Origin of the sequence: Nonomuraea sp. NPDC049504, assembly GCF_040676845.1 — a bacterium.
Taxonomy (GTDB): Bacteria; Actinomycetota; Actinomycetes; order Streptosporangiales; family Streptosporangiaceae; genus Nonomuraea; species Nonomuraea salmonea.
On record NZ_JBFAPT010000004.1, the window covers coordinates 261,684 to 287,681 of the forward strand.

The 25,998-nt window shown below is 70.2% G+C and carries 28 protein-coding genes; 14 read left to right on the top strand and 14 right to left on the bottom strand.

Going from position 1 to position 25,998, the window contains the following annotated elements:
* Positions 1 to 97: 97 nt before the first annotated feature.
* Both AB0K28_RS10240 and AB0K28_RS10245 read left to right on the top strand, forming a co-directional pair.
* A complete protein-coding gene (locus AB0K28_RS10240) occupies positions 98 to 850 on the top strand; it encodes a GntR family transcriptional regulator (RefSeq protein ID WP_364367551.1) in 753 nt (250 codons plus the stop codon).
* 121 nt (positions 851 to 971) lie between these two features.
* A complete protein-coding gene (locus AB0K28_RS10245; protein ID WP_364367554.1) occupies positions 972 to 1,214 on the top strand; it encodes a hypothetical protein in 243 nt (80 codons plus the stop codon).
* A 159-nt stretch (positions 1,215 to 1,373) separates the two neighbouring features.
* Here AB0K28_RS10245 and AB0K28_RS10250 read toward each other — a convergent pair whose 3' ends face one another.
* Positions 1,374 to 2,468 (bottom strand): hypothetical protein, encoded by a 1,095-nt coding sequence (locus AB0K28_RS10250; protein WP_364367557.1) that lies wholly within the window; start codon positions 2,466 to 2,468, stop codon positions 1,374 to 1,376.
* A 138-nt stretch (positions 2,469 to 2,606) separates the two neighbouring features.
* Between AB0K28_RS10250 and AB0K28_RS10255 the strand changes: the two genes are divergently transcribed.
* Positions 2,607 to 3,137: a gamma carbonic anhydrase family protein gene (locus tag AB0K28_RS10255; RefSeq protein WP_364367560.1), complete on the top strand. Its 531-nt coding sequence runs from the start codon at positions 2,607 to 2,609 to the stop codon at positions 3,135 to 3,137.
* On the opposite strand, the gene AB0K28_RS10260 is transcribed toward AB0K28_RS10255, so the two are convergent.
* Positions 3,109 to 4,011, bottom strand: coding sequence for a hypothetical protein (locus AB0K28_RS10260; protein WP_364367563.1), 903 nt, complete (start codon positions 4,009 to 4,011; stop codon positions 3,109 to 3,111). The two genes, AB0K28_RS10255 and AB0K28_RS10260, sit on opposite strands and share 29 nt — an antisense overlap.
* Positions 4,012 to 4,064: 53 nt before the next feature.
* On the opposite strand from AB0K28_RS10260, the gene AB0K28_RS10265 reads away from it, so the two are divergent.
* Together AB0K28_RS10265 and AB0K28_RS10270 are read left to right on the top strand one after the other, a co-directional pair.
* Complete coding sequence (locus AB0K28_RS10265) at positions 4,065 to 5,393, top strand: hypothetical protein (RefSeq protein WP_364367566.1); 1,329 nt, start codon at positions 4,065 to 4,067, stop codon at positions 5,391 to 5,393.
* A gap of 214 nt (positions 5,394 to 5,607) precedes the next feature.
* Complete coding sequence (locus AB0K28_RS10270) at positions 5,608 to 5,769, top strand: hypothetical protein (RefSeq protein WP_020540796.1); 162 nt, start codon at positions 5,608 to 5,610, stop codon at positions 5,767 to 5,769.
* Between the two features lie 195 nt (positions 5,770 to 5,964).
* Here AB0K28_RS10270 and AB0K28_RS10275 read toward each other — a convergent pair whose 3' ends face one another.
* The 7 genes from AB0K28_RS10275 to AB0K28_RS10305 form a co-directional block, all read right to left on the bottom strand.
* Positions 5,965 to 6,246, bottom strand: a complete 282-nt coding sequence (locus AB0K28_RS10275; protein WP_080044376.1) for a metal-sensitive transcriptional regulator — start codon at positions 6,244 to 6,246, stop codon at positions 5,965 to 5,967.
* A gap of 38 nt (positions 6,247 to 6,284) precedes the next feature.
* Positions 6,285 to 7,346: a glycosyltransferase gene (locus AB0K28_RS10280; RefSeq protein WP_364367569.1), complete on the bottom strand. Its 1,062-nt coding sequence runs from the start codon at positions 7,344 to 7,346 to the stop codon at positions 6,285 to 6,287.
* Positions 7,343 to 8,146, bottom strand: a complete 804-nt coding sequence (locus AB0K28_RS10285) for a hypothetical protein (protein ID WP_345392305.1) — start codon at positions 8,144 to 8,146, stop codon at positions 7,343 to 7,345. Before AB0K28_RS10285 ends, AB0K28_RS10280 begins: the two co-directional genes overlap by 4 nt.
* 146 nt (positions 8,147 to 8,292) lie before the next feature.
* Positions 8,293 to 10,398, bottom strand: a complete 2,106-nt coding sequence (locus AB0K28_RS10290) for a (Fe-S)-binding protein (protein WP_364367572.1) — start codon at positions 10,396 to 10,398, stop codon at positions 8,293 to 8,295.
* A 137-nt stretch (positions 10,399 to 10,535) separates the two neighbouring features.
* A complete protein-coding gene (locus tag AB0K28_RS10295) occupies positions 10,536 to 11,120 on the bottom strand; it encodes a TetR family transcriptional regulator (RefSeq protein ID WP_364367575.1) in 585 nt (194 codons plus the stop codon).
* A gap of 28 nt (positions 11,121 to 11,148) precedes the next feature.
* On the bottom strand, positions 11,149 to 11,997 hold the full coding sequence (locus AB0K28_RS10300) for a class I SAM-dependent methyltransferase (RefSeq protein WP_364367578.1): 849 nt from the start codon (positions 11,995 to 11,997) through the stop codon (positions 11,149 to 11,151).
* The gene (locus AB0K28_RS10305; RefSeq protein ID WP_364367581.1) at positions 11,994 to 12,803 is read right to left on the bottom strand and encodes a sugar phosphate isomerase/epimerase; all 810 of its coding nucleotides are present in this window, start codon (positions 12,801 to 12,803) and stop codon (positions 11,994 to 11,996) included. Before AB0K28_RS10305 ends, AB0K28_RS10300 begins: the two co-directional genes overlap by 4 nt.
* Before the next feature lie 91 nt (positions 12,804 to 12,894).
* Between AB0K28_RS10305 and AB0K28_RS10310 the strand changes: the two genes are divergently transcribed.
* The 6 genes from AB0K28_RS10310 to AB0K28_RS10335 all read left to right on the top strand — a co-directional run bounded on the left by AB0K28_RS10310 (position 12,895) and on the right by AB0K28_RS10335 (position 17,570).
* On the top strand, positions 12,895 to 13,593 hold the full coding sequence (locus AB0K28_RS10310; RefSeq protein WP_345392311.1) for a class I SAM-dependent methyltransferase: 699 nt from the start codon (positions 12,895 to 12,897) through the stop codon (positions 13,591 to 13,593).
* Positions 13,594 to 13,635: 42 nt separating this feature from the next.
* Positions 13,636 to 14,004 (top strand): MerR family transcriptional regulator, encoded by a 369-nt coding sequence (locus AB0K28_RS10315; RefSeq protein WP_355412580.1) that lies wholly within the window; start codon positions 13,636 to 13,638, stop codon positions 14,002 to 14,004.
* Positions 14,001 to 14,312, top strand: a complete 312-nt coding sequence (trxA, locus tag AB0K28_RS10320; RefSeq protein ID WP_364367585.1) for a thioredoxin — start codon at positions 14,001 to 14,003, stop codon at positions 14,310 to 14,312. The genes AB0K28_RS10315 and trxA overlap by 4 nt, the downstream gene beginning before the upstream one ends.
* Positions 14,313 to 14,357: 45 nt before the next feature.
* On the top strand, positions 14,358 to 15,761 hold the full coding sequence (radA, locus tag AB0K28_RS10325; RefSeq protein WP_364367588.1) for a DNA repair protein RadA: 1,404 nt from the start codon (positions 14,358 to 14,360) through the stop codon (positions 15,759 to 15,761).
* Positions 15,762 to 15,801: 40 nt separating this feature from the next.
* Positions 15,802 to 16,878 carry a DNA integrity scanning diadenylate cyclase DisA gene (gene disA / locus AB0K28_RS10330; protein ID WP_345392320.1) on the top strand — a complete coding sequence of 359 codons (1,077 nt, stop codon included), beginning with the start codon at positions 15,802 to 15,804 and terminating at the stop codon, positions 16,876 to 16,878.
* 131 nt (positions 16,879 to 17,009) lie between these two features.
* A complete protein-coding gene (locus AB0K28_RS10335; RefSeq protein WP_364367591.1) occupies positions 17,010 to 17,570 on the top strand; it encodes a dihydrofolate reductase family protein in 561 nt (186 codons plus the stop codon).
* Between the two features lie 7 nt (positions 17,571 to 17,577).
* On the opposite strand, the gene AB0K28_RS10340 is transcribed toward AB0K28_RS10335, so the two are convergent.
* On the bottom strand, positions 17,578 to 18,264 hold the full coding sequence (locus AB0K28_RS10340) for a hypothetical protein (protein ID WP_364367594.1): 687 nt from the start codon (positions 18,262 to 18,264) through the stop codon (positions 17,578 to 17,580).
* Positions 18,265 to 18,342: 78 nt separating this feature from the next.
* Between AB0K28_RS10340 and AB0K28_RS10345 the strand changes: the two genes are divergently transcribed.
* A complete protein-coding gene (locus AB0K28_RS10345; RefSeq protein WP_364367597.1) occupies positions 18,343 to 19,218 on the top strand; it encodes an A/G-specific adenine glycosylase in 876 nt (291 codons plus the stop codon).
* Between the two features lie 143 nt (positions 19,219 to 19,361).
* Here AB0K28_RS10345 and AB0K28_RS10350 read toward each other — a convergent pair whose 3' ends face one another.
* A complete protein-coding gene (locus AB0K28_RS10350) occupies positions 19,362 to 19,778 on the bottom strand; it encodes an AraC family ligand binding domain-containing protein (RefSeq protein WP_364367600.1) in 417 nt (138 codons plus the stop codon).
* A gap of 14 nt (positions 19,779 to 19,792) precedes the next feature.
* A complete protein-coding gene (locus tag AB0K28_RS10355) occupies positions 19,793 to 20,170 on the bottom strand; it encodes a cupin (protein ID WP_364367603.1) in 378 nt (125 codons plus the stop codon).
* 63 nt (positions 20,171 to 20,233) lie between these two features.
* Between AB0K28_RS10355 and AB0K28_RS10360 the strand changes: the two genes are divergently transcribed.
* Entirely contained in the window at positions 20,234 to 20,698 is a 465-nt protein-coding gene (locus AB0K28_RS10360; protein ID WP_364367606.1) for a MarR family winged helix-turn-helix transcriptional regulator, read from the top strand.
* 49 nt (positions 20,699 to 20,747) lie between these two features.
* Here the strand turns inward: AB0K28_RS10360 and AB0K28_RS10365 are convergent, their stop codons facing one another.
* Entirely contained in the window at positions 20,748 to 21,686 is a 939-nt protein-coding gene (locus tag AB0K28_RS10365) for a TIM barrel protein (RefSeq protein ID WP_364367609.1), read from the bottom strand.
* A 610-nt stretch (positions 21,687 to 22,296) separates the two neighbouring features.
* Here AB0K28_RS10365 and AB0K28_RS10370 point away from each other — a divergent pair.
* The gene (locus AB0K28_RS10370) at positions 22,297 to 22,452 is read left to right on the top strand and encodes a hypothetical protein (protein ID WP_364367612.1); all 156 of its coding nucleotides are present in this window, start codon (positions 22,297 to 22,299) and stop codon (positions 22,450 to 22,452) included.
* Between the two features lie 126 nt (positions 22,453 to 22,578).
* Here AB0K28_RS10370 and AB0K28_RS10375 read toward each other — a convergent pair whose 3' ends face one another.
* Positions 22,579 to 25,080 carry an ATP-dependent Clp protease ATP-binding subunit gene (locus AB0K28_RS10375; protein WP_345392338.1) on the bottom strand — a complete coding sequence of 834 codons (2,502 nt, stop codon included), beginning with the start codon at positions 25,078 to 25,080 and terminating at the stop codon, positions 22,579 to 22,581.
* Between the last annotated feature and the right edge of the window lie 918 nt (positions 25,081 to 25,998).

Sequence of the window (25,998 nt, forward strand, 5' to 3'; positions counted from 1 at the left end):
GCCCGCGACCATCGCTTGCATCTGTGCGATCGTGGACAAGACGGGGCAAGTTCTCTGGAGACGCCACAACCTGGTTGGTGACAGAGGGTGATCAAAGTTGTCTGAATCCCCGGTACCCCACGAGCCCCCTATCTATCGACGCATCGCCGACGGTCTCCGCGCCCGGATTCTTGCCGGCGAACTGCGCGACGGGGACCGACTACCGGGCGAGAACGCACTGATGGCCGATTACGCAATCGCACGAGCCACCGCCAGGCAGGCGCTTGCCGTACTGATCAACGAAGGTCTGGCGGTGCCCAAACGAGGTTCGGGGGTTTACGTGCGGCTGTTCAAACCGATCCGCAGGCACGGCGCACGCCGCCTGTCGCGGGAGCAGTGGGGTCAGGGCCGGGCCATCTGGGACGCGGACGCACGCGGGCGACCGTTCACCGTGGACGGGGTGGAGGTGGCGTTGGAACGCGCCGCGGAGGAGGTCTCCGCCGTGCTGGACAGCGACCAGGTGTGGGTGCGCAGGCGGCGCTACTCGGTGGACGCCAGGCCCGTGCAGCTGGCCACCTCCTACTTCCCCGCCCACCTGGTCGAGGGCAGTGCGATCACCCGCGCCGACACCGGGCCCGGCGGCGTCTACGCCAGGCTCGGCGACCTCGGCCTGCCCCCCGCCCACTTCACCGAGGAGGTACGCGCCCGCATGCCCCAGCCCCGCGAGAGCGGCCTGCTCGACCTGCCGGGCGGCACGCCGGTCATCGTGATCGCGCGGACCGCGTACACGTCGGGCGGGCTGCCCATCGAGCTCAACGAGATGATCCTGGACTCGGCCGCGTATGTACTTCAGTACGACTTCGACGCCTGATTCAAGGCGATCTGTCAAGCGATAGGTTGACCTGTCCCTCGCGATCATTGAATTCTCTAGAGAGGTGGCGCATCTTCTTAAGAGATGGAACCTCGCCTGGGGCCCGGGAAGGTGGACAGCGATGTCCTTTGATCGGCATCTCGCCGAGATCGCCCGGGAGCACCCCCACTGGACCATCTGGCGGAGCGACGCGGGCCGCTGGTGGGCCACGAGACACCATCCGCTGAGCGCGGCGCAGCGCGAGGCCGGATGTGCGATGACCATCGACGCGGACGACCCGGAAGGGCTGCGCGAGCAGCTCAGGGATCAGGAGAGGCGGGCCGGCGAGCAAGAGGTCTGGGGGGCCGGCCCCGCACCTCCATGACGCGAGACGGCGGAGCGTCACGCCACCTCGCGCACACGAGCAGCCCGGTGCCGGGTCCAGCGTCTCGGCGGCCCCGGTACCGGGCCCCCAAATCAGGAGGGGCCACGAACGCGGAAGCCTCCGACCCTATCGGGGGCGGGGGCTTCCGCTCCCAGCGGCCTAGTTGCGCGCCCTGGAGTCGGGCACGCGCACGATGTGCACGTCCGTGTCGTCCGAGACGTCCTTGGGCTCTTCCTTGACGGCCGGCTCCGTCTCGTCCTCGACGATGACCCGCACGTCGTCCTGCGGGACCTCGACGTCCTGCGTGAGCTCCGGGTCCTGCTGGCTCCTGACGTCCTGCGTGAGCTCCGGGTCCCCATGCTCCTGCGCGGGCGCGGGGGCCCCGGCGGGAGCCCCAGTGGAAGCCGCTGTGGGAGCCGTTGTGGGGGCCTGGGCCTCCGGCACCAGCGGCCCGGCGTTCGACTCGGCCTGCATGAGGTCGCCGAGCACCGAGCTGATCTCGGTGAGCCGCCGCACGACCTCCGTGTGCGTGTTGCTCAGGTAGTCGACCCGGCGGCCCGCCTGCTCGTCGATCGAGGCCGCCCGCTGCTGGGCGGCGGTCAGCAACGCGTCGGCCTCGGCCCGCGCGCCCGACACGATCTGCTCGGCCTGCGCCTGGGCCGAGGCGAGAAGCTGCTCGGACTCCTCGCGGGCGGTGGTGACCAGCCGCTCGGCCTCGGCCCGCGCGCCGGTCAGCGTCTCCTCCGACTCCGTACGGGCCGCGGTCAGCTGCTCCTCGGCGTCGCTGCCCGCCTGCGCCAGCATGCGCTCGGCGGCCTGGGTCGCCTCGCTCACCCGGCGCTCCGCCTCGGCCTGGGCGGAGGTGAGGATCTTGTCGGCGGTCTCGCGTGAGGTGGTGACCAGCCGGTCGGACTCGGTCTTGGCCTCCTCGCGCACCCGGGTGGCCTCGGCCTCGGCGTCCTCCCGCTTGGCCTGGGCCTCCTCCTCTCCGAGCCGGAGGATCTGCGCGAGCCGCGGGCTCAGGTCCTCATAGCTCTGCGGGGTCTCGACCATCCGCCGCCGAGCCTCGGCCAGCTCGATCCGGCCCTGTTCCGCCTGCTCGATGGCCCGCGCCAGCCGCTCCTCGAGATCCCGTATCTGGTTACGGGTGCGCATCATGTAGTCGTGGACCTGGCGGCGGTTGTAGCCGCGCATGACGACCTCGAAGGTGTCCTCTTGCATCAGATCGGGAAAGTTCTCGTGCTGGTTCATCATGGGGGTTACCTAAGGGTTTGCGTGAGGCGGGGGAAAACTGCGGGTTGTGAGGGTCTGGCGACGAGACGTCAGGAAACGACTTTCCTGCCATCGGCCCACGTCCGCAACCCGAACGCCATACCCCGACCAGGAAATAAGATGCCTCGAATGTACATAGCAGCGTTGGATGACGGCGCGACCCCGGACATACATCCCGATGCGTACATCGCGCCCGGCGCCGTCGTGGTCGGCCGCGTACGCATCGGCCGGGCGTCCAGCATCTGGTACGGCTCCGTTCTCCGAGGGGACGACGAGCGGATCGAGATCGGCGAGGAGTGCAACGTACAGGACCTGTCGTGCCTGCATTCCGACCCCGGCGAGCCGGCGATACTCGAAGACCGGGTGAGCCTTGGCCATAAGGCCATGGTGCACGGCGCGCACGTCGAGCGCGGCGCGCTGATCGGCATCGGCGCGATCGTCCTCGGCGGCGCCAGGATCGGCGCGGGCACGCTGGTGGCGGCAGGAGCGCTGGTGGGCCCCGGCAAGAAGATCCCGTCGGGGGTGCTGGTCGCCGGCGTGCCCGGCAAGATCGTGCGCGAGCTGACCGACGACGACCGCGCCTCCTTCGCCCGTACTCCCGACAACTACCAGGCCAAGGCGATCAGGCACCGGCAGGCGTCATCACTTTGACCAGCACCTCGTCCGAGACCGACGCCTCGTTGAGCGGGTCGGCGTACTCCGGCAGCTCGGGCCGCAGGAAGCGGACGAAGTCGACGCTGAGCTTGAGGTCGGGCGTGCCCTTGACCTGCTTGGCGTTGCCCTTGGCGGGGTCCTGCTTGAGCGTGCTGTAGCTGTCCCAGTCGCTGTAGGCCGTCACCCCCCACTGCAGCACGTCGGGCAGCGCCGAGGGCCAGCGCTGACCCACCTTCCACGCGCCGCCCTCCTCCTTGTAGAGGGCGACGAACACCCGGCCGACCCGGCCGAGCACCAGCTCGACCCAGCCGTCCTTGACGGCCAGCTCCTTCGGCTTGGAGCTGCCGTCCTGGGTGTACTTCACCTCGACCTGGCCGCTCTTCTCGCCGGTGCCGGTGGTCACCGACACCCAGTTGGGCTTGGCGTACGAGCCGGGCTGCCTGGCCATCAGCCCGCCGAGCGAGAACAGCCGCTTCGGCCGCCCGCCGCTCTTGCCGCTGACCTTGACCTTGGCGTGCATGACGATGTCGCCCGCCAGCTCCTGATAGACGAAGGGGCCGCGGAAGCCGTCGAACCAGGCGGAGGTCTTGGGCTCCAGGTACATCGAGCCCTTCACGGTCTTGTTCACGTCGAGCTTGGCGATCCTGTCGACGTCCTTCTCGGCGTCGCTCAGCTTGGTCCACATGGTCAGGTCGGCCGCGTCGTCGAACTCGGCCGACGCGCCGCCCACCTCCCCGCCGGGCGCCGGCGCGGTGGCGTTCTGTAGCGTGAGAACTCCCGGCCCTGAGAGCGTCGGCTGCGCCGGCGCCTCCGTACCGCAGCTGGAGAGCACGCTGACGACCGCCACAAAACCCGCAACCTTCGCCCTCATAGCGGCCATTCTGCCGTGAAATGCCAATGGATGATCCACGTTCCCCCAGTACGATGACCGCCGTGCCACCCTGGGATGCGTTCACCGCCACGGAGGCGGAGGTCCGCGCGATGGTCGCGGACCCGCGCTGGCAGGGTCTGTCCGTCCCCGATCGCGCCCACGTCCTCGCGGCCAGGATTCTGGTGACGCCCGACGGCGACCGGTGGCTGTTCGGCGCGCACGCGCGCTGGCACCTGCACGACCCCGCCGACGGCCGCTGGCTCCTCGCGCCGCCGCCCCGGCGGCTGCGCGCCCGCAGGGTCGGCCATACCGCCGCGGTGCTGCCCGACGCCGTGGTGCCGCACGGCTACGACTTCCACGCCGAGCCCGGCTCCACGCAGTCGTTCATCGGCCCCGACGTGCCCGAGGGCCTCACCGAGCAGGTCAGGCGGCTCGTCCGCGCCTCCGGCACCAAGTCCGAGCTCGACTACCCGCTGACGGCCTTCGGCGAGATCTTCGCCTCCGACGTGCCGAGCACGGTCGCAGCCGTGTGGGGCACGGTCATGTGGTGCGCGTACGCGCCCGCCTTCGACGGCAACGAGCGGCTGATCACGGTCTTCGGCGAATACCTGTGCCGCCCGCTGCCCGGTGACGAGTGGGTGCGCTGGCTGCCCGCGCCGCCGCTGCTCGACCTCGCCACGCTGGTGGCCGAGCGGCTGCGGGCAGGACGGCCGCGCGCGGCGCTCAGGCTGGCCGCCGTCATGGCGGACGCCGCGCAGATCCTGCTGCTCGACACCCGGTTCAGGCCGCGCGCGCTGGCGCTGCTCACGATGGTGGAACCGATGCTGCGCCAGGCCGAGATCGGCGAACCGTACGACGACGACGCCGCGCTGCGGCAGGCGTGGCTGGAGCGCTGCCCGGCCCGGCTGTGCCGGGCGCTGCTGGTCGAGAACGACCTCGACGAGCACTTCTCCCACGCCCTGTACGACCTCGTGGACGCCCTTTCCTTCATGCCCGACCCCCGGGAGGCGGCGGCCGCGTTCCTGGCCGACCTGTCCGACTCAAAGGGCGCGCTGCCGGGGCGGCTGGATCACCGGCTGCGGATGGCGTACGAGGAGCTGCGCCGCGCGGGCCTGACGGGCACCTCGGCCGGCGAGGCGACCGAGCCGGAGGGCTTCCCGGTGCGCGGCGGCGTGTCGGTGGCGCCCGCGCCGGTGCTGGAGGTGGCGCCGCCCGACCGGGCGAGCGCGGCGGCGGTGCTGGGGGCCGCGTACGCGACGGGGCAGGCGTGGGAGCGGCTGACGGGGGCCAAGATGCCCGAGCGCGGGCTGGCGGGTCAGACGGCGCTGGTGCGCAGGATCGTCCATGAACGCGACGACCATCACCACACAGGTCACACGTAAACCACTAATACCGCTATTTCCACCTTACCTCGGCTCTATCGTTCTAACACTTCCGATAACAGGCATTTAGCTGAATTGTGATCTCGGGTTCGGGAAATGATCCTCCTGGGGGCCCCGAGGCGACGAAAGGAATGACTCCGATGGGCCATGTCGCCGGAAGGGCCCGCGCCGTAACCTCGTAGAGGGTGTGGGCTGCGGAAGGAAGGACGACGCGGTGGGGCACGACGACCTGGACTCTCGGGTCCACGACCGTGTCGCGTTGGACGAGATTGCGCTCTACGCCGAGGTGCTCACGGCCGTGGCTGTCAGCGAGCGGCGGCTGACCTTGGACGAACTCGACGACGCGCTCGGATTGCGGACTTCGGCGAGCCGCTGAAGAAGCAACACGATTACTAGCCCCGGGGACCTAGTTCCCGGCCCAATGGGGTCGGGAACACCGGTTTCCGGGGTTTCACATAACTAGTCAATCCATCGCTGGACTATCCACCTCACGGATGAGTCCCCGCGATCTTCTTACGACTGCGCGAGGGCTCGCGTCACGACCGCACGAGCCGTGTCCGGCGCTCCTGGGTCACGACCGGACGAGCCGCGCGATGGCCGCCGACGCCTCCTTGACCTTCGCCTCGGCCTCGGGCCCGCCGGTGTTGATGGCGTCGGCCACGCAGTGGGAGATGTGCTCCTCCAGCAGCCCCAGCGCCACCGCCTGCAGGGCCCTGGTCGCCGCGGAGACCTGGGTCAGCACGTCGATGCAGTAAGCGTCGTCGTCGACCATGCGCTGCAGGCCCCTGATCTGCCCCTCGATCCGCCGTAGGCGCGTGAGATATGCCTGCTTGTCTCCGCTGTACCCATGCATGCTTCTACGGTACCCGTAAGAGGTATCACCCCGGGGTGCTAGCGCAGTCCCGCGATGAGCTTCTCCCACTGCTCGACGACCTCGTCGGCCGAGTGCCGCAGCGCCGTGTCGCGCGCGCCCGCCGCGAGCGACCGCCGCCGGCGCTCGTCGTCGATCAGCGCCAGCAGCGCCGCCGCGAACATCGGCGGGTCGCCCTCGGGCACCAGCACCCCGTTGTAGCCCGTCGCCACGAACTCCCTGGGCCCCCTCGCGCCCTCGTAGGCCACCACGGGCACCCCGCAGCCCATCGCCTCCAGCACCGCCATGCCGAGGTCCTCGCTGCGCGCCGTGCTGGCCACGATCGACGCCTTGGCGAACTCGCCCGCGAGGTCGGGGGTGGTGCCCATGAAGTAGACGTGGTTGTGCAGGTTGAGCTCGCGCACCAGCGAGCGCAGCAGCCGCTCCTCGGGGCCCGCGCCGTAGAGCCGCAGCCGCCAGTCGGGCCGCTTGTCGGCGACGATCGCGAACGCCCGGATCAGCCGGTCGTACGCCTTCACCGGCGTCCACCGGCCCCCTGCGGCCACGATCCTGTTGTCCATCCGCGAGCGCGGCCACGGGCCGCCCGGCAGCGCGTCCAGCACGCTGTGCACGGCGGGGCCGCCGTCCAGCAGCCTCGTCCACTCCTCCTGCGCCGACTCCGTGGCCGTCACGACGGCGCTCAGTCGCGGATAGAAGCGCTTGACGGGGCCTGGGACGACCGGCCTGCCCCACTCACGGGCGATCTTGATGGTCTCGCGCGGCGCGTGCCTGGCCGCCTGCACGCCGATGCCCGGCCTGGTGGTGATCAGCACGTCGGACCTGAGGTTGCGCAGCACCCGCCAGAGCGCGACCTCCGTGCGGACCTGACCCCGTGGCAGCAGGTGACGCACTCCGGGGCGGGCGTCCACGACGCTGCGCAGGGCGACCTTGGGACTGACGGGGAAGAACGGTTTCTCCTTCTGCCGCCTGACGCTGATCACCTCGACGTCATGGCGTTCGGCCAGCGCGGTGGCCAGGTTCAGCATGGCGCGCACATCTCCCCGCATGCCGTACGCGGAGGCGAGCACCAGGCTGATCCTCATCCACCGACCTCGATCCGCAGCTCGTCGTCGGCGGTGTAGCAGGGTTTGATGAGCACCCCGTCGACCCTGGCCGACGGGTAGTGCAGGCGGCGCCGTTTGCCGTCCACGTCGTCGAGCCGCGAGCCGAGCCTCAGCGCCGTGGGCACGTCGGCGACCTGGAGCGCGGGCTCCCACGTGCCGGAGCCCGCCGCGCCCTCCGGGTCGGCGGCGAGCACGTCCACCAGCGACACGGCCGCGTGGAAGCGCACCCCCTGCACGGTCGCCGTGGCCGTCAGGCGGGCGCCGGTCTGCCTGCGGTCGAGGGTCAGCACCGCCTCGTGGCGGGAGTCGTCGTCCTCCAGGCCGGTGTAGGCCAGCAGCCCCATCACCTCGAAGCGGCCCTCCCTGAACCAGATCGAGCGCACCTCGGCCACCGGCTCGGCCTCGGAGATCTTCAGCGCCAGATAGCCGTTGCGGGTGCGGTAGGAGCGGTAGGCGAGGGTGCGGCGGCACAGCGCGTACGCGTCGAGGTGGTCGAGCGAGAAGCCGGGATCGACGCTGCGCAGCCTGCTGCGCCTGCCCTCGTGGCGCAGGTAGGCGTCCCACCGGCCGGCGGTCAGCTGCAGCGGCTCCAGCGAGACGGCCAGGGTGGCCTCACGAGCCCGCGCGCCTGGCGTGCCGAGCAGCACGTCGCGTTCCACCCCCGTGGTGCGATGCCGGAGAACGAGTTCGGTGCCTTCGCCCAGTGGCTCGTCGATGGCGAGTCGCAGGGAGAACACGTCGGCCAGGGTGACTTCGGCGTCCGTGACGACGACGCCCATCCTGAGCCCCCTCCCCGTCGAATAGAGCCATGCGACGTTGAGGTTACCGTGATTTTCCCGTTATGTGGATGCCAGATTTCTTCCTGTCACATGCGATGACATGCGACTCCTCCACATCACATGTGGAGGAGTCCGACATGTTACGGTCAGGACGCGCTCTTGACGGACTTGATCAGGAGCTGGGCGACGTCCACGACCTCCAGCGATTCCTTGGCCTCGCCGTTGTTCTTCTTCTCGTTGATCGCGTCACCGAGCATCACCATGCAGAACGGGCACGCGGTCGAGACCGTGTCGGGATTCGTGGTCAGCGCCTCGTCCACGCGCTCGGTGTTGATGCGCTTGCCGATGCGCTCCTCCATCCACATCCGCGCGCCGCCGGCGCCGCAGCAGAAGCCCCGGTCCTTGTGACGGTGCATCTCCTGGGTCTGCACGCCGGGCACCTTCGCCATGATGTCGCGCGGCTGGGAGTAGACCTTGTTGTGGCGGCCGAGGAAGCACGGGTCGTGGTAGGTGATCTTCTCCTCGATCGGGGTGATCGGGGTCAGCAGGCCCTCGTCGACCAGCTTGGCCAGCAGCTGGGTGTGGTGCACGACCTCGTACGTGCCGCCGAGCTGCGGATATTCGTTGGCCAGCGTGTTGAAGCAGTGGGGGCAGGTGGCCACGATCTTCTTGACGCCCGCCTCGTTGAGCGTCTCGATGTTCTGCTGGGCGAGCGCGTTGAACACATATTCCATGCCCAGCCGCCGCGCCGGGTCGCCGGAGCACGCCTCCATCGGGCCGAGCACCGCGAACTTGACGCCCGCGATGTGCAGCAGCTCCGCCACGGCCTTGGTGGTCTTCTTCGCCCGGTCCTCCAGCGCGCCCGCGCAGCCCACCCAGAACAGGTATTCGGCGTCCTCGGGCATCTTGTCCTCGACGACCTCGACCTCGAAGTCGAGCTCGCCGATCCAGTCGGCCCGCTTCATCTCGGACATGCCCCACGGGTTGCCCTTGTTCTCCAGGTTCTTCACCATCACCCCCGCCTCGGACGGGAACGACGACTCCACCATCACCTGGTAGCGGCGCATGTCGAGGATGTGGTCGATGTGCTCGATGTCCACCGGGCACTGCTCGACGCAGGCGCCGCAGTTGGTGCACGACCACAGCACGTCGGGGTGGATGACGCCCTCTTCGCCGACCAGCGGCTTCTCCAGCAGCGCGAGCACGTCGGTGTCCTTGTGCTCGACGCCGTTCTGGGCGGCCATCAGGTAGGGGGCCACCGCGAAGGCGTGGTCGCGCTGGTCGAGGATGAGCATCTTCGGCGACAGCGGCTTGTCGGTGTTCCACGCCGGGCACTGCGACTGGCAGCGACCGCACTCGGTGCAGGAGTAGAAGTCGAGGAAGCCCTTCCACGTGGTGTCGGCGATCTTGCCGCGGCCGAGCCGCTCGGGGTCGAGGTCCTCGTCCTCGAAGTCGACCGGCTTGCCGTCGATGCGCAGCTCGGGCGCGCCGCCCAGCCCGTCGGGGCGGCGGGAGAACAGCACGTTGAGCGGGGCGGTGAAGATGTGCAGGTGCTTGGAGTTGACCACGATGACCAGGAACACCAGCATGAAGCCGATGTGCAGGAGCAGCGCGATCTCCTCCAGCAGCGCGCTCTGCGGCAGCACGTCACCGAGCGCGAGCGAGACGAACGCGCCGGAGGAGTAGGGCAGGTTGCCGTTGGCCGCGGCGGCGCCCCTGGCCAGGAAGAGGGTCCAGATGATGTTGAAGATCATGAACAGGACCAGCCAGGCGCCGCCCAGGTGCGAGCCGGAGAAGCGCGAGCCGCGGCCGAGCTGCTTCGGCGAGTTGCGCACGCGGATGATCGCGAAGGCGACCAGGCCGAGCACGCAGGCCACCGCGATGAAGTCCTGGAGGAAGCCCAGCACCGCCCAGGTGCCGATGAGCGGGATGTGGAAGTCAGGAGTGCCGGTGATCGCGCCCTGGATGATCGCGCCGTACGCCTCGATGTAGACGGTCAGCAGGATGAAGAACGCCCACATGACGAAGAAGTGCGCGACGCCCGACGGCGTCCACTTCAGCAGCTTCTTCTGCCCGAACACCTCGACGAGCTGGGCCTTGATCTCGTCGCCCACGTGGGTCCTGGCGTACTCGGTGCGCTCGGGCGCCGGTGGGCCCACGGTCGCGAGCTTGTACAGGAACAGCACCCTCCGGCCGGCGACGGCCACCGCCGCGACGGTCATGACGAGCCCGATGACGGCTACCCAGAGCACGGGTCCTCCCACAGACGACGTTGGCTGTCAGCGTACGGTCACCCGCTGCGCAGGCATGTGCCACAATCCTACCCACGAGTAACTTTACTGGCTCACGCGACATACCCTAAGGTCATCGCCCATTCTAGAACAATGCTCTACCCGCAGAAGTAGCGCTGAACCGTCGGCCCCAGCAGCTCGACCAGCTCATCGTGACTCGCACTCGCCAGGGGCTCCAGCTTGAGCACGTAACGAGCGAGGATCACGCCGAACATCTGCGCGAAGGCCGCCTCCACCCGCAGATGCGGCACCCCCAGCCGGTCGGCCACCTGGTAGAGCAGCGCGTTCGAGATGAACTCGCGGAACATCGTGGCCGACTGCTCGTGGGTCATCGCCGAGCGCAGCAGCGCCACCATCGGCTCGCGCGTCTCCGGCTCGGACGTCACCCGCAGCAGCATGCGCACCAGCCGCGTCCCGATCTCCTCGCGCGGCCCCTCCAGCAGGAGCGGGATCACCTCCTCCGGCGTGACCGGCAGCCGCAGGGCCGCCACGAACATGCCCTCCTTCGTGGCGAAATAGTGGTGCACGAGCGCGGGATCGACGCCGGCCTCCCGCGCGATGCCGCGTACGGTCGCCTTGTCGAACCCCTTCTCCGCGAACACCTTCCGCGCCGCCGCCAGGATCTCCCCGCGCGTGTCGGCCGAGCCCGGCCTGCGCCCCGGCCGCCGCCGCTGATTGGTCATCGCGGCACCCCGCCCGGCCGGCAGCGCCTCACCGGCCCACCGCCAGATAGACCCGCATCGGCACCGACAGCACGCCCTCGGGGAACGCCGCCCGCAGCTCCGCCCGCCGCCGGCCCACCACCTCGTCGGCCCGCTCCGGCGACAGCGCCGCCATGTACGAGTGGGAGCGCAGGTCGAGCAGGAAGTGCTCGATGCCGACCAGCCGCGTCCACGGGATCCAGCGCTCCCCCACCACCTCGAACGCCGACGCGATCGGCGGCACCGACCACTCCTCGACCGCCGGGCCGTAGTAGGTGGGCACCTCCTCGGCCAGCCTGGTCTCGTAGGCGGCCAGCCAGTCGGCCTGGGCGGCGTGGTTGAAGTTCCAGCAGCCGACGATCGCGCCGCCGGGGCGCAGCACCCGCCGCGCCTCGGCGATGGAGACCGCGGGGTCGAGCCAGTGCCACGACTGCGCGTACGTCACCAGGTCGGCCACGCCGTCGGTCAGCGGCAGCGCGTTCCCGTCACCCAGCACCGCCGCGAGCGGCACCCTCGCCCCACCGCTCACGCCGGCCTGCGCCTCGGGCTTCCGCCCGCCGTCCGCCCCGGGCGCCGGGCGGGCCTCCGGCCCGGCTTCGGCCGCCGCCTTGGCGACCAGGTGGCCCAGCATCGGCTCGCCGGGATCGACCGCGATCACCCGCGAGCCGCGCGCCCGCAGCGCCCGCGTCATGATGCCGGTGCCGGCCCCCACGTCGACCGTGGTGGCGCCGTCGAGCTCGACGCCCGACACCTCCGTCATCGCGCGGTAGACCTCGTCGGGATAGCCGGGCCGCCCCTCGTCGTAGGCGTCGGCCACCCGGTCGAACGTCCGTGCCAGATCCTTGAGCGGCCCGCTCATGTTGACGCCGCCAGGTGCAGCCGGGCGAAGGCCAGGCCCTCCGCCAGGTCGTCGATGCGCTCGGTGCGGCTGGCGGCCTTCCTGGTGTTGATCTCGAGGACCACCAGCCCGGAGTAGCCGTTGCCGGCCAGCCGCTCCAGCATCGGCGCGCACGGCTGGTTGCCCCTGCCCGGCACGAGGTGCTCGTCCTTGTTGGTCACGCCGAGCCCGTCGGCGAGGTGCAGGTGCGCGAGCCGGTCGCCGAGCTTGGTCGCCATCTCCATGGCGTCGGAGCCGGACACGGCGGTGTGCGACAGGTCGAGCGTGACCTGGGGGAAGTCGTAGTCGATGGGATTCCAGTCAGGCGAGTAAGGCACCACGTCGTTGCCCCTGGCACGCAGCGGGAACATGTTCTCCACCGCGAACGTGATGTCGGTCTCGTCGCGCATCCTGGCCAGCCCGTTCTCGAAGTCGCGCGCGTAGTCGCGCTGCCAGCGGAACGGCGGGTGGACCACGACCGTCGACGCGCCGAGCCGTTCGGCCGCCTTCTGTGCCTTGACCAGCTTGGCCCAGGGGTCGCGCCCCCACACCCGCTGCGTGACCAGCAGGCAGGGCGCGTGGATGGCCAGGACGGGGATCTCGTAGTGATCGGACAGGCGCTCGATCACGTCGATGTCCTGGCTCACGGGATCGGCCCCGACCATGATCTCCACGCCGTCATAGCCCAGGCGGGCGGCGAGCTCGAACGCGTCGGGAGTGCGTTCCGGATATACCGAAGCAGTGGACAATGCGATCTTCGCATTGGGCACGCGGATGACATCAGCCACGTAGCCAGCCTAAGCCGGAGAAGCCGATCTGGCGCGTCAGGCCCTTCTGCCCCGTCCGGTGGAGTGCAAGAAAGGCCCTAGCGTGGGACGCATGCCACGGATCGCGAAGGGCGCAATCCCCAGCCCCAACATCTGGAACACGCCCCAGATCTACGAGCTGGAGAACCGCGCGGCCGACCCCGACGGCGCCGCCGACGCCGCGATGCGCGCACTGCGTCCCTGGGCCGGCGCCACCGTGCTCGACATCGGCTGCGGCACCGGCTACCACCTGCCGATCCTGGCCGCGGAAGCGGCGCGGGTGATCGGCGTCGAGCCGCACGGCGACCTCGCCGCGCTTGCCCGCCGCCGCTGCTCAGGGCTGCCCAACGTGACCGTGCACGCCGCAGCGGCCCAGGACCTGCCGCTGCCCGACGCCGGGGTGGACGTCGCCATGGCGCGGTGGGCGTACTTCTTCGGGCCGGGGTGCGAGCCGGGGCTGCGCGAGCTGTCGCGGGTGGTCCGCAGGGGCGGCGCCGCGTTCGTGGTGGACCTCGACGCGACGCGGGGGCCGTTCGGGCGGTGGTTCTCGCGTACGGTGCCGACCTACTCCGCCCGCGAGGTCGAGGCGTTCTGGGACCGTCACGGCTGGCAGCGCAGGCCGCTCGACCTCAGGATGGTCTTCCAGCGCAGGGCCGACCTGGAGGCGGTGCTGCGCATCGAGTTCGCCCCCGAGGTGGCCGAGCAGGCCATCGCCGAGACGCCCGGCCTTGAGCTGGCCTACCCCAACGTGCTGCGCTGGCGCTTCTTCTGAGCGCTTGACATTGACGCCGATGTCAACGTTTAGCCTGGCCGCATGCGCATCGGTGAGCTGGCGGAACGCACCGGAGTGAGCACCCGCTCCCTCCGCTACTACGAGAAGAACGGCCTGCTCCACGCCCGGCGGGCGTCCAACGGCTACCGGACCTACACCGAGGACGACGTCAGGCTCGTCTCCGAGATCCGCGCGCTGCTCCAGATCGGCTTCACGCTGGAGGAGACGCGGCCGTTCGTCGACTGCCTGCGCCGTGGCCACAGCTCAGGGGGCTCGTGCGCCGAGTCGGTCGAGGTCTACGAGCGCAAGCTCAGCGAGATCGACCAGGAGATCCGGGTGCTGCTCGCCCGGCGCGCCGAGGTGGCCGCCCAGCTCGCCCAGTCCTGCCCAGGTTGCTTCGTGAGGGGATGAAGATGATCAAGCTGACCACCGAGAACTACGAGGAGCAGGTGCTCAGGAACGACAAGCCGGTGCTGGTCGAGTTCTGGGCCGAGTGGTGCGGTCCGTGCCGGATGGTGGGTCCCGTACTCGAGCAGATCGAGGCCGAGCACGGGCTGACGGTCGGCAAGCTCAACACCGACGAGAACCCCGAGATCATGGTCCGCTATGGCGTGCTGGCCGTGCCGACGATGCTGCTGTTCGAGGGCGGCGAGCCGGTCAAGCAGATCGTGGGCGCCAAGCCGAAGCGCCTGCTGGAGGCCGAGCTCGGCCTGTCCTGATCCGTACGGGCGGGATTGTCGCCCCCGGGCGCTAGCCTGCTCCTCATGGCCAAGACAGCCCAGAAGCCCGGATACCGCTGTGCCGAGTGCGGCTGGCGCACCCCCAAGTGGGTGGGCAGGTGCGGCGAGTGCCAGGCGTGGGGCACGGTCGACGAAGAGGGCGCCCGCGGCGCCACCGTCGTGCAGGCCGGCGCCACCAGCGCTCCCGCCCTGCCGATCGGCCAGGTCAAGGCCGAGGTGGCGGCGGCGCGCACCACGGGCGTGGGCGAGCTCGACCGGGTGCTCGGCGGCGGCCTGGTGCCCGGCGCGGTCGTGCTGCTGGCGGGCGAGCCCGGCATCGGCAAGTCCACGCTGCTGCTCGAAGCCGCCGCCCGCATCGCCGAGCGCACCACCGTCCTCTATGTCACGGGCGAGGAGTCCGCCGCCCAGGTGCGGCTGCGCGCCGACCGCATCGGCGCGATCCAGGACCAGCTCTATCTCGCCGCCGAGACCGAGCTGGCGGCCCTGGTCACCCACGTCGACAAGGTGCAGCCGCAGCTGCTCGTGGTCGACTCCGTCCAGACGATCGGCACCACCCAGACCACGGGCGTGCCGGGCGGCGTCACGCAGGTGCGCGAGGTGGCCGCCAACCTCGTGCGGCTGGCCAAAGAGCGCAACATGGCCACGCTCATCGTCGGCCACGTCACCAAAGAGGGCTCCATCGCCGGCCCCCGCACCCTTGAGCACCTGGTCGACGTGGTGCTCAGCTTCGAGGGCGACCGCCACTCCCGGCTGCGCATGGTCCGCGCGATCAAAAACCGGTTCGGCCCCACCGACGAGGTCGGCTGCTTCGACCTGCACGAGCGCGGCATCGAGGGCATCACCGACCCGAGCGGGCTGTTCGTCTCCCGGCGCAGCGAGCCGGTGCCCGGCACCTGCGTCACCGTCACCGTCGAGGGCACCCGCCCGCTGCCCGCCGAGGTGCAGGCGCTGGTCGCGCGCACCGACGCCCAGCAGCCCCGCCGCACGTCCTCCGGCCTCGACACCTACCGCGTGCAGATGATCCTCGCCGTGCTGGAGCGGCGGCTCAACGCCAGGCTCGGCGGCTGCGACGTCTTCACCGCCACGGTCGGCGGCATCCGGCTGGCCGATCCGGCCGTCGATCTGTCCGTCATGCTGGCCGTCGCGAGCGCGGCAGGCGACAAGCCGCTGCCCGCCGGTCTGGTGGCGCTCGGCGAGGTCGGTCTCGCGGGCGAGCTGCGTCCGGTCAAAGACGTCCGCAGGCGGCTCACCGAGGCCGCCAGGCTGGGCTTCAAGCGGGCCCTCGTGCCCGCCGGATCGCTCGAAGAGGGCGGCCGCAGGCGCGGCGGCCAGCGCGCGCTGGTGCCGGTCGGGCCGGTCGCGTTCGCTCCCGGGTTCGAGGTGGTGCAGGCGGAGAACGTCTGGGACGCACTCACACACGTCACCTGAGCGCGGCTAAGCTGAGGTGACCGATCGACACGGGGGTCAGGTGGATAGGAGTCTTGACGACCGCCGTCGCGAAGCGCTGGCCGCTGTTGCGCCGGGCACACCTCTGCGCGACGGCCTCGAACGCATCCTGCGCGGGCAGACCGGCGGGCTGATCGTGCTCGGCTACAACCGTGTCGTCGAAGAGCTGTGCAGCGGCGGTTTCGAGCTCGACGTCGACTTCTCGGCCACCCGGCTGCGCGAGCTGGCGAAGATGGACGGCGCCATCGTGGTGAGCGACGACGACAAGATCGTCCGGGCCGCGGTCCACCTCGTCCCCGACCCCTCGATCCCCACCGACGAGTCGGGCACCCGCCACCGCACCGCGCAGCGCGTCGCCCGGCAGACCGGCCTGCCGATCATCGCGATCAGCAAGTCGATGCGGATCATCGCCCTTTACCTCGACGGCATCCGCTACGTCCTCGAAGAGTCGGCGGCCATCCTGTCCAAGGCCAACCAGGCGCTGGCCACCCTTGAGCGCTACAAACACCGCCTCGACGAGGTCTCCGGCACCCTGTCGGCGCTGGAGATCGAAGACCTGGTGACCGTGCGCGACGTCGCCGCCGTGGCGCAGCGCCTGGAGATGGTCAGGCGCATCTCCGACGAGATCAAGGGCTACGTCGTCGAGCTCGGCACGGACGGCCGCCTGCTCTCGCTCCAGCTCGACGAGCTGGTGGCCGGCGTCGACTCCGAGCGCGAGCTGGTCATCCGCGACTACCTCCCGGCCCCGGCCGGCCGCCGCCAGCGCCGCCTGCTGGAGGCCGTGCACGACCTCGACCACCTGTCGGCCGGCGAGCTGCTCGACCTGTCGGCGGTGGCGCGCGTGCTCGGCCACAGCGGCGCCGACCAGCTCGAAAGCCCGGTCAGCCCGCGCGGCTTCCGCCTGCTCGCCAAGGTGCCCAGGCTGCCCGCCACGGTCGTCGACCGGCTGGTCAACCACTTCGGCAGCCTGCAGAAGCTGCTCGCGGCCAGCATCGACGACCTCCAGGCGGTGGGCGGGGTCGGCGAGTCCCGCGCCCGCAGCGTCCGCGAGGGCCTCTCCCGCCTCGCCGAGTCCTCCATCCTCGAACGCTACGTCTGACCCCGTCGCCCCCGCGTTTCCGCAGGCCGGAACGCCTCCCTCCGGCCGGAACATTTTTCCCGCCGCATGTCGAGAACAGCCGATCCGCTCCGACCCCTTCACGACAGCGACCACTGAAGGGACCGGACACCATGCGCAAGCTCATCTTCTGGGTGCACACCTCCATCGACGGCCACATCGACGGCCCCGCCGGCGAGTTCGACTGGCCCATGATGGGCGAGGAGCTTTCGGCCTACTCCGAGGCGCTCTGCGAGCGCAGCGACACCTTCCTGTACGGCCGGGGCGTCTGGGAGGGCATGGTCGCCTTCTGGCCGAACGCCGAGAAGATGTCCGACCACCCCCACGTCCTCAAGTTCGCCCCCCTGTGGCGCAGCACCCCGAAGATCGTCGCCTCGACCACCATCGAGCACGACGACTGGGCCACCGAAGTGATCGGCACCGACCTGGCGGAACGCATCACCGACCTCAAGCGGCAGCCAGGCGCCGACCTGCTGCTGACAGGCGGCTCGGGCCTGGCCGGAGAGCTGACGCGGCTGGGGCTCATCGACGAGTACCACATCGCCGTGCACCCGGTGGTGCTGGGCGGCGGCCGGCCGCTGTTCCCGCGCGGCGGCGACCGGCTGGGGCTGCGGTTCGCGGAGTCGCGGGTCTGCGATGAGGGCGTGGTGGTGACGCGCTACGACCGCGCGTGAGCCAGGGTCAGCGCAGGTGGAAGACGCCCTTCGGGCTGCGGAGCTTGCCCATCCGCACCATGGCCACGTACGTGCCGGGCAGCGCGGACGGCGGGGTGGCGCGGCAGTCGGAGCTGGAGCGCCGCCGGTCCCACTCCAGCGAGCGCACGTACGGCACGCCGCGCTGCAGTTGCTCGACGTCGGTGCCCTCGCCGCTCACACAGTCGGCCGTGGACCAGATGCGGTCGGAGCCCGAGGTGATGCGGACCTCCATGGCCCGCGGCCCCACGTCGGCCGTGCACATCACCGGACCCGTGTTGACCAGCGTCACCAGGAACGACGGCCGCGCGCCGCCCGCGTAGATCGGCTCCTTGCCGCCGCCCTGCAGGTGGAGGACGAGGTCCTCGTCCGCGCACGGCTCACCCGGTCGCTTGGGTCGGGCGGACGGCGACGGCTTGGGGCTGGCCGTCGGCGTGGGCGACGGGCTCGCGGTGCCCATGGCCAGCGTACGCAGGCCCGAGAGCAGCGGATCGACGGCTGGCGTGGCACTGACGCTCGGTGACGACTGGGCACGGGACTCCCGCTCCGGCCCGCTGCCGCCACTGGAGCACGCCCAGGCCACCACGGCCACCACGACGAGCACTGCCACCAGTACGCTCATCCGGCGCCGCCAGTAGATGTCACCGCCGTCGCCACGCACAGTATCCGGGTCCATACGCCAAGGATGGTGAGAGAGCGACCACGTAGGGTGACGACACGCCGACGGCCTTAATCTACGAATACGCTTGACCGCGTGGTTGAGCCGAACCTCCTGCACACCCCCGTTCTGGACTGGTACGAGGACAACGCCCGGGACCTCCCCTGGCGCGCCCCCGACGCGACACCGTGGGGGGTGCTGGTCAGCGAGATCATGCTGCAGCAGACCCCGGTCGTCCGTGTCCTGCCCATCTGGCACGAGTGGATGGACCGCTGGCCCACTCCCAAGGCGCTGGCCGCCGAGCAGCCAGGCGAGGCCGTACGCCACTGGGGCCGGCTCGGCTACCCGCGCCGTGCGCTGCGCCTGCACGCCTGCGCCCGCGCCATCACCGACGAGCACGGCGGCGAGGTGCCCTCCGACCACGAGACGCTGCTGTCGCTGCCCGGCATCGGCGAGTACACCGCGGCCGCCGTCGCCAGCTTCGCCTACGGCGGGCGGCACGCGGTGCTGGACACCAACGTGCGGCGGGTGTTCGCGCGGGCGATCCGCGGCGAGGAATATCCGCCCACCGCCACCTCGGCCGCCGAACGCCGGCTCGCCGAGAGCCTGCTGCCCGAGCTGGGCGCTCCCCGGTGGGGAGTGGCCGTCATGGAGCTGGGCGCCCTGGTGTGCACGGCCCGCTCCCCCCGCTGCGCCGACTGCCCGATCACGGGGCTGTGTGCCTGGCGCCTGAACGGCAAGCCGCCGCACGCCGGCCCCGCCCGCAAGGGCCAGACGTACGCCGGCACCGACCGCCAGTGCCGCGGCCGCCTCCTGGCCGTCCTCCGCGCCGCCCACGGCCCGGTCCCCAAGTCGGCTCTGGACGCGGTCTGGGACGACGCCGCCCAGCGCGAACGCGCCCTGGACGGCCTCATCACCGACGGCCTGGCCGAAGCATTGGACGACGGCACCTACCGCCTCCCCCACGCCTGAGCCCACCGGCCAGCCCGACCGCCCCGGCACGACCGCCCCGGCACGGCCGCCCTGGCACGGCCGCACCGCACAGCGGGTCGACCCCGGTCTTCCACCGACCGCCCGCAGGGGTCACCGCTCCCAGCGGGCTGACCGCACCGGGCTCACCGGACCCACGGGGGCACGAGGCGCTCTGTGTCCTTGGGGGCGAGGTCGCAGGCGTCGGGTTCCGACTTTCCGTCCGAGTTGTAGACCTTGGCCCCGGCCGGTGCGGTCACGATCGAGACGAAGCCGCGCTCGGCGTCGGCGACCATCTGCCGGCTGACGTCCGGGGGCAGCACCATCGTGTCCCCGGCGCCCACCTCGTGCCGCTCGCCGCCCAGCGTCACCACCGCGGCCCCGTCGAGCCACGTCCACACCAGCTCGGCGTCGAACGCGTGCACCGGCCCCACCATGCCCGGCCGCGCCTCCACCCGCCAGACCGCCGCACCCGCCTGCCCCTGCGTCGGCGAGGCGAGCGTGGTCATCACCCCGTTGGGCGTCTCGACCCGCCGCGCCTCTGACGCCGTGACCACACCCATCGCCATCCCCTCTCTCACGCGATCCACGGCGGAACGCCGTAATCGGCACCATCGGCGGCCAGCGCCCGAGCCCCGGCAGGAGCCGTGACGACGGCGCTGTAGCCGGCGTCGGGGTCGGCGAGCACCCGCCGCACGGTACGGGCCGGCATGACGACCGTGTCCCCGGCGGCGACCGCGTACGTCAGCCCGCCCAGCTCGACGGTCGCCGCCCCGGCGACCCAGCTCCACACCTGCTCAGCATCGAAGTCGTGCACCGGCCCCACGGCACCGGGCCGCGCGTCGACCCGCCACATCGACCGGGCCGCCCCGCCCTGCGCTGGCGAGGCGAACGTCGTCATGACCCCGCCAGGAGTCTCCGACCGGCGCGCCTGCGCGCCTCTTATGACAGCCACCAGGCTTCACCCCTAAGATTTAGGCAACCACGTTGTCGAATATAGTTAACCAGGTTGTCTATCATGTCAAGCCCCGGCTTCGAACTGCCCCTGCGCCTGCTGCTCGCGTTCCGCATGTTCATCGACGAGCTGCACGCCGAGCTGGCCCGCCAGGGCCACCCCACCCTGCGCCCGATGCACGGCTTCGTCATGCAGGCCATCGGCCCTGACGGCACCACCGCCGTCGAGCTCGGCCGCGCACTCGGCGTCTCCAAACAGGCGGCCGGCAAGACCATCGACACCCTGGAGAGCGCCGGCTACGTCGAACGCACCGCCGACCCCCAGGACAGCCGCCGCAAGCTCGTCCGCCTCACCCCGTACGGCATCGACGCCCTCACCCGCTCGGCCCGCATCTTCGACACCCTGCGCGCCCGCTGGGCCGCCGAACTCGGCGAGGACCGCCTCAGCGCCCTCGAAGCCGACCTGCGCACCATGACCCCCGCCAACCCCTGGCGCCTGGACACCCCCGGCTGGTTCGGCAACCTCTGAGAACGCCGGAGGGCCCGGCCGACAAGCGACCGGGCCCTCCGAAGACGAATCAGGCGGCCAGCTGCAACCCCAGGCTGGTCAGGTTCGTCCGCGCCCAGGCCAGCTCCTCGGCCAGCAGCGACACCAGCGCGCCAGGCCCCTTGGCCCGGCCGGGCACGGTCAGGTTGTGGGTCTCGACCTCGATGTGCGCGCTCCCGCTCACGGCCCCCGACAGCAGGGCGGTCAGCGTGTCGTGCAGCACGGCCCCGGTGCTGGGCGTCTCGCCGGTGTGGTTGTGCACGTGCCCCAGCTTCACCACGGGCGCGCCCGCCGCGGCGAGCCCCTTGAGCGCCGCGCCCGGCTCCTCGGCCCCGCAGGCCAGGTGGCAGGCGTCGAGGCACACGCCCAGGTGCTCGGAGTCGATGCCGCCCACCCGCTCCAGCGCCTGCTCGGTCGTCTCCAGCACACACCCCGGCCACGGCTCGAACCCGACCCTGATCGTCTTTCCGGTCGTGCTGTAGATGCCGCGCAGCTCGCGGGCCAGCCGCTCGAGCCGGCGGGTGGCGATGGAGTGCAGGTCGGCGGGCCAGTCGCGGCGCCAGCCGATGGGGATGGTGGAGATGCTGCCGAACCGGACGTCCTCCGGCAGCAGGAAGGCGAGGATCTTGGCCAGCGCCATCGTGTAGCGGTAGCGCTCGGGCTTGGCCCAGTCGGGGCCCGGAACGTCCTGGTTGCGGCCGCCGGTGCCGTTGAGGCTGACGACCTCCAGGCCGCGCTCCTCAAGGGAGCGGCGCAGGCGTACGAGCTCGATCCGGTCGGCGGTGAGGTGGTCGGCGACGCTCGGAGACAGCCACAGCCCGATCCCCATCCGCTCCACGCCCAGCCGCTTGCGCACCGGGACCGCGTATCGGGTGAGGTGCGCGATGAGGTTCTCCAGGTCCTCAGCGGGGTGGACGCCTGCGTTGTAGGCGAGGTGAACGAGCGTTCCGTCATCGTGACGCAGGCGCATCGGTTTCCTCCACGGCTTGCTGATGTTGTCCCGTCGCCCGCCTCGGACGTGCGACCAAGTGAGCATGCCTGCCTGCGGCTGCCGCGCGCGTCCGCCCTGAGTTGATGGTCCGCTACTCCTCTGGGAGCAGCCCTCAGTTTGAGATCGCGCTCTTGTGACTCACTTGGATGAGACTTGGCTATGCTCTACGCAGTGTAGTACTACTCGCGGTGGTGGCATAGCCGGCCGTCCAACGATTAGGCAACGACCTCTCTTTCCGGCAGCAACCGGAGTGCGGGCCGCCTGTACCCGCCTCGTACGGCCCCAGAACCGCCCACCCGCCCCGAACACCCGACAAACGCCACCATCCCCCCAAAAGCCCCCTCAGAGCCTTCGGAGCCCACCCTCCAGACCCACCGCGAGCATCCGGCGGCGCTCTGGCAGGGGGCCGAGAGCCGCGGGGGGCCGAGGACGCCGTCCTGGTCATCTTGCGCCGGCGAAGGCAAGAACGGCGCCGCGCGCAGAACCTGCCCGTACCTGTCCGAGCACGCCCTCGGCGGCCACCCGTACGTGACGTTCAGCAAGCGGAAGATCCCCGCACGCGTCTACGAGCTGCGCACCGGCAAAACGCGTGGGCCCGAAGAGCGTGCAGATCTCCGGCTCCAGCTGCCCGCGCCGCATCCACTACACCTACTACGGCGTCGACATCGGCCCGCCCAGCGACATGTTCGTCAAGTCCTCGAAGTCGGACATCCGCGCCGCCTACGGCCGCCTGATCAGCCCCTGACTTTCGGGCACACGAAGGCCCCGCCGACCCCAGACACGCGAAGCCTTCCGCCGACCCCGCAGACACGCGAAAGCCCCCGTGTGAGTGGCTCACACGGGGGCTTTCGACCGAGCCCTTACAGGGGCGTCAGTTCTGGATCGGCGCGGCGATCGCGGCGGCCGAGTCCGGGATCTTCGAGGAGGTCTCCCCCTTGAAGATGAACTTGGCGTCGTCGCCTTCGCCCTCCACCGTCACCTTCACGACCTGCCCCGGCCGGAGCTCGCCGTAGAGGATCTTCTCCGACAGGGAGTCCTCCAGCTCGCGCTGGATGGTCCGGCGCAGCGGCCGGGCGCCCATGACCGGGTCGTAGCCGCGGTCGGCGAGCAGCTGCTTGGCCTCGGGCGAGACCTCGAGCCCCATGTCGCGGTCCTTCAGGCGGGCGTCGACCTGGGCGAGCATCAGATCCACGATCTTGATGATCTCGTTCGGCGTCAGCTGGTGGAAGACCACGATGTCATCGACACGGTTGAGGAACTCGGGCCGGAAGTGCTGCTTGAGCTCCTCCTGGACCTTCGCCTTCATCCGCTCGTAGTTGGACTCGGTGTCGTTGGACTTCGCGAACCCGACCCCGATGCCCTTGGAGATGTCGCGGGTGCCGAGGTTGGTGGTCATGATGATGACCGTGTTCTTGAAGTCGACCACCCGACCCTGGGCGTCGGTCAGGCGACCGTCTTCCAGGATCTGCAGCAGCGAGTTGAAGATGTCGGGGTGGGCCTTCTCGATCTCGTCGAACAGGACCACGGAGAACGGCTTGCGCCGCACCTTCTCGGTGAGCTGACCGCCCTCTTCGTAGCCGACGTAGCCGGGAGGCGAGCCGAAGAGCCTGGAGACGGTGTGCTTCTCCATGAACTCCGACATGTCCAGGCTGATCAGCGCGTCCTCGTCGCCGAAGAGGAACTCCGCCAGCGCCTTGGACAGCTCGGTCTTACCGACGCCGGACGGGCCGGCGAAGATGAACGAGCCGCCGGGACGGCGGGGGTCCTTCAGGCCGGCGCGGGTGCGCCGGATGGAGCGCGACAGGCCCTTGATGGCGTCGTCCTGGCCGATGATCCGCTTGTGGAGCTCGTCCTCCATGCGGAGCAGGCGCTGCGACTCCTCCTCGGTCAGCTTGAAGACCGGGATGCCGGTGGCGGTCGCCAGGACCTCGGCGATGAGCTCCTGAGTGACCTCGGCCACGACGTCCATGTCGCCGGCCTTCCACTCCTTCTCCCGCCGCTCGCGCTTGAGCTGCAGCTGCTTCTCCTGGTCGCGGAGCGCAGCGGCCTTCTCGAAGTCCTGCGCGTCGATCGCGGACTCCTTGTCGCGGCGGACGTTGGCGATCTTCTCGTCGTATTCGCGCAGGTCCGGCGGCGCGGTCATGCGGCGGATGCGCATGCGGGAGCCGGCCTCGTCGATGAGGTCGATCGCCTTGTCGGGAAGGTAGCGGTCGCTGATGTAGCGGTCGGCCAGCTGCGCGGCGGCCACGAGCGCGTCATCGGTGATGGACACGCGGTGGTGGGCCTCGTAGCGGTCGCGCAGACCCTTGAGGATCTCGATCGTGTGGCTGAGCGAGGGCTCGGCCACCTGGATCGGCTGGAAGCGCCGCTCGAGCGCCGCGTCCTTCTCCAGGTATTTGCGGTATTCATCGAGCGTCGTCGCGCCGATCGTCTGCAGCTCGCCGCGGGCCAGCATCGGCTTGAGGATGCTGGCGGCGTCGATCGCGCCCTCGGCGGCGCCCGCACCCACGAGCGTGTGCAGCTCGTCGATGAACAGGATGATGTCGCCGCGCGTGCGGATCTCCTTGAGCACCTTCTTCAGGCGCTCTTCGAAGTCGCCGCGGTAACGGGAGCCGGCGACCAGGGCGCCGAGGTCAAGCGTGTAGAGCTGCTTGTCCTTCAGCGTCTCGGGCACCTCGCCCCTGACGATCTTCTGCGACAGGCCCTCGACGACGGCGGTCTTGCCGACGCCGGGCTCGCCGATGAGAACGGGGTTGTTCTTGGTCCTCCTGGAGAGGACCTGCATGACCCGCTCGATCTCCTTCTCACGGCCGATGACCGGATCCAGCTTGCCCTCGCGGGCGGCCTGGGTCAGGTTGCGGCCGAACTGGTCGAGCACCAAGGACGTGGACGGGGCCGACTCCTGGGGGCCGCCCGCCGCGGCCGGCTCCTTGCCCTGGTAACCGTGGAGCAGCTGGATCACCTGCTGCCTGACACGGTTGAGATCAGCTCCAAGCTTGACCAGCACCTGGGCCGCCACACCCTCACCCTCACGGATGAGCCCGAGCAGGATGTGCTCGGTGCCGATGTAGTTGTGACCCAGCTGCAAAGCCTCACGGAGCGACAGCTCGAGGACCTTCTTGGCCCGCGGGGTGAACGGAATGTGCCCCGACGGAGCCGACTGGCCCTGGCCGATGATCTCCTCGACCTGCTGGCGCACACCCTCAAGGCTGATGCCGAGGCTCTCCAGAGCCTTGGCGGCCACGCCTTCACCTTCATGGATCAAACCAAGAAGAATGTGCTCAGTGCCGATGTAGTTGTGGTTGAGCATCCTGGCCTCTTCTTGGGCCAAGACGACAACACGCCTCGCTCGGTCGGTGAACCTCTCGAACATCTCGTCGCTCCTCACAGAGCGGTCAGTCAGGCCGGTAAATCCGGTCCCGTCCTCCCGCATGCTAGCCCTGGCTCGGCGAACCGTGCCCTCTGCCGCTGACACGCTCTATAGCAGACACGTTCCCCGAGAGCAGGGCGTTCACCCTCCATCCAACTACTGTTCGGGGGTGACATGTTCCCGATACGCCGCAAGCGAACGATGTTTAAGCCGCCCCGGCGGGGCGACTGCGAATTGCCACTCGCGGCGCACGCGGATCCCTCACGGATCTGGCCATCTGACGCCTGGCACGAAGGCGGCGTTGGGGACGCCGCTTCGCCCGCGCGTCGCTGATGCCGCGTATCTGTTCTGACGTCATCGTATGTGGTGATGCGAGGCTTGGCCAAGCGAGCGCACTACGCCCTGAGCACAACTCGCCACCCTGCGCGCACCGCGCTTCTGCGTGCGCCCGTACAGACGGTAATCGGTAATGCGGCATCCGGTCAGCCCGGTTACCGGACGCGTCCCGCATGATGAGACGCCGTCACCGGTTGATGCGTCGCATTCCTCGTGATCCTTGCACGAGCAGGTGCACGGCAATCGGAATGCCGGCCGGTCGCGAGTTGGTCGCATTGCGGGCCGATGCTGGGGAACCGGCAATGCGTGAGGCTTGCTCATACTCGCGTCTTATGCCCACAGGCGGAGGGCGGGGCGGGGATATCGCGCGCGGCCGCGCATCCGTACGCCGCGGGTTTCCCGCCGGATGCGGCGGCAGTGGATCACGCTTTTACGCTACAGCGCGTGAAGAGTTGGGCGGCCGGGTTAACCCCCGGCGGTCGCCGATTTCGCCCGCGCACAAGCGGATGATGCCGGGAACGGCAATGGGGGCGGCCGGCCCGGCGTACACGGAGCGTACTCCTGAATGGGCTCGGCCGCCCCACA

What these genes read in the sequence shown, in the direction of transcription:
- AB0K28_RS10340 (WP_364367594.1), bottom strand. Translation starts at nt 18,264, where the DNA reads ATGGACCCGGATACTGTGCGTGGCGACGGCGGTGACATCTACTGGCGG.
- AB0K28_RS10285 (WP_345392305.1), bottom strand. Translation starts at nt 8,146, where the DNA reads ATGGGCGTCGTCGTCACGGACGCCGAAGTCACCCTGGCCGACGTGTTC.
- AB0K28_RS10250 (WP_364367557.1), bottom strand. Translation starts at nt 2,468, where the DNA reads ATGATGAACCAGCACGAGAACTTTCCCGATCTGATGCAAGAGGACACC.
- AB0K28_RS10315 (WP_355412580.1), top strand. Translation starts at nt 13,636, where the DNA reads ATGCGCATCGGTGAGCTGGCGGAACGCACCGGAGTGAGCACCCGCTCC.
- AB0K28_RS10260 (WP_364367563.1), bottom strand. Translation starts at nt 4,011, where the DNA reads ATGAGGGCGAAGGTTGCGGGTTTTGTGGCGGTCGTCAGCGTGCTCTCC.
- AB0K28_RS10310 (WP_345392311.1), top strand. Translation starts at nt 12,895, where the DNA reads ATGCCACGGATCGCGAAGGGCGCAATCCCCAGCCCCAACATCTGGAAC.
- AB0K28_RS10245 (WP_364367554.1), top strand. Translation starts at nt 972, where the DNA reads ATGTCCTTTGATCGGCATCTCGCCGAGATCGCCCGGGAGCACCCCCAC.
- AB0K28_RS10360 (WP_364367606.1), top strand. Translation starts at nt 20,234, where the DNA reads ATGTCAAGCCCCGGCTTCGAACTGCCCCTGCGCCTGCTGCTCGCGTTC.
- AB0K28_RS10375 (WP_345392338.1), bottom strand. Translation starts at nt 25,080, where the DNA reads ATGTTCGAGAGGTTCACCGACCGAGCGAGGCGTGTTGTCGTCTTGGCC.
- trxA (WP_364367585.1), top strand. Translation starts at nt 14,001, where the DNA reads ATGAAGATGATCAAGCTGACCACCGAGAACTACGAGGAGCAGGTGCTC.
- AB0K28_RS10365 (WP_364367609.1), bottom strand. Translation starts at nt 21,686, where the DNA reads ATGCGCCTGCGTCACGATGACGGAACGCTCGTTCACCTCGCCTACAAC.
- AB0K28_RS10280 (WP_364367569.1), bottom strand. Translation starts at nt 7,346, where the DNA reads ATGAGGATCAGCCTGGTGCTCGCCTCCGCGTACGGCATGCGGGGAGAT.
- radA (WP_364367588.1), top strand. Translation starts at nt 14,358, where the DNA reads ATGGCCAAGACAGCCCAGAAGCCCGGATACCGCTGTGCCGAGTGCGGC.
- AB0K28_RS10300 (WP_364367578.1), bottom strand. Translation starts at nt 11,997, where the DNA reads ATGAGCGGGCCGCTCAAGGATCTGGCACGGACGTTCGACCGGGTGGCC.
- AB0K28_RS10255 (WP_364367560.1), top strand. Translation starts at nt 2,607, where the DNA reads ATGCCTCGAATGTACATAGCAGCGTTGGATGACGGCGCGACCCCGGAC.
- AB0K28_RS10295 (WP_364367575.1), bottom strand. Translation starts at nt 11,120, where the DNA reads ATGACCAATCAGCGGCGGCGGCCGGGGCGCAGGCCGGGCTCGGCCGAC.
- AB0K28_RS10350 (WP_364367600.1), bottom strand. Translation starts at nt 19,778, where the DNA reads ATGGGTGTGGTCACGGCGTCAGAGGCGCGGCGGGTCGAGACGCCCAAC.
- AB0K28_RS10265 (WP_364367566.1), top strand. Translation starts at nt 4,065, where the DNA reads ATGACCGCCGTGCCACCCTGGGATGCGTTCACCGCCACGGAGGCGGAG.
- AB0K28_RS10275 (WP_080044376.1), bottom strand. Translation starts at nt 6,246, where the DNA reads ATGCATGGGTACAGCGGAGACAAGCAGGCATATCTCACGCGCCTACGG.
- AB0K28_RS10335 (WP_364367591.1), top strand. Translation starts at nt 17,010, where the DNA reads ATGCGCAAGCTCATCTTCTGGGTGCACACCTCCATCGACGGCCACATC.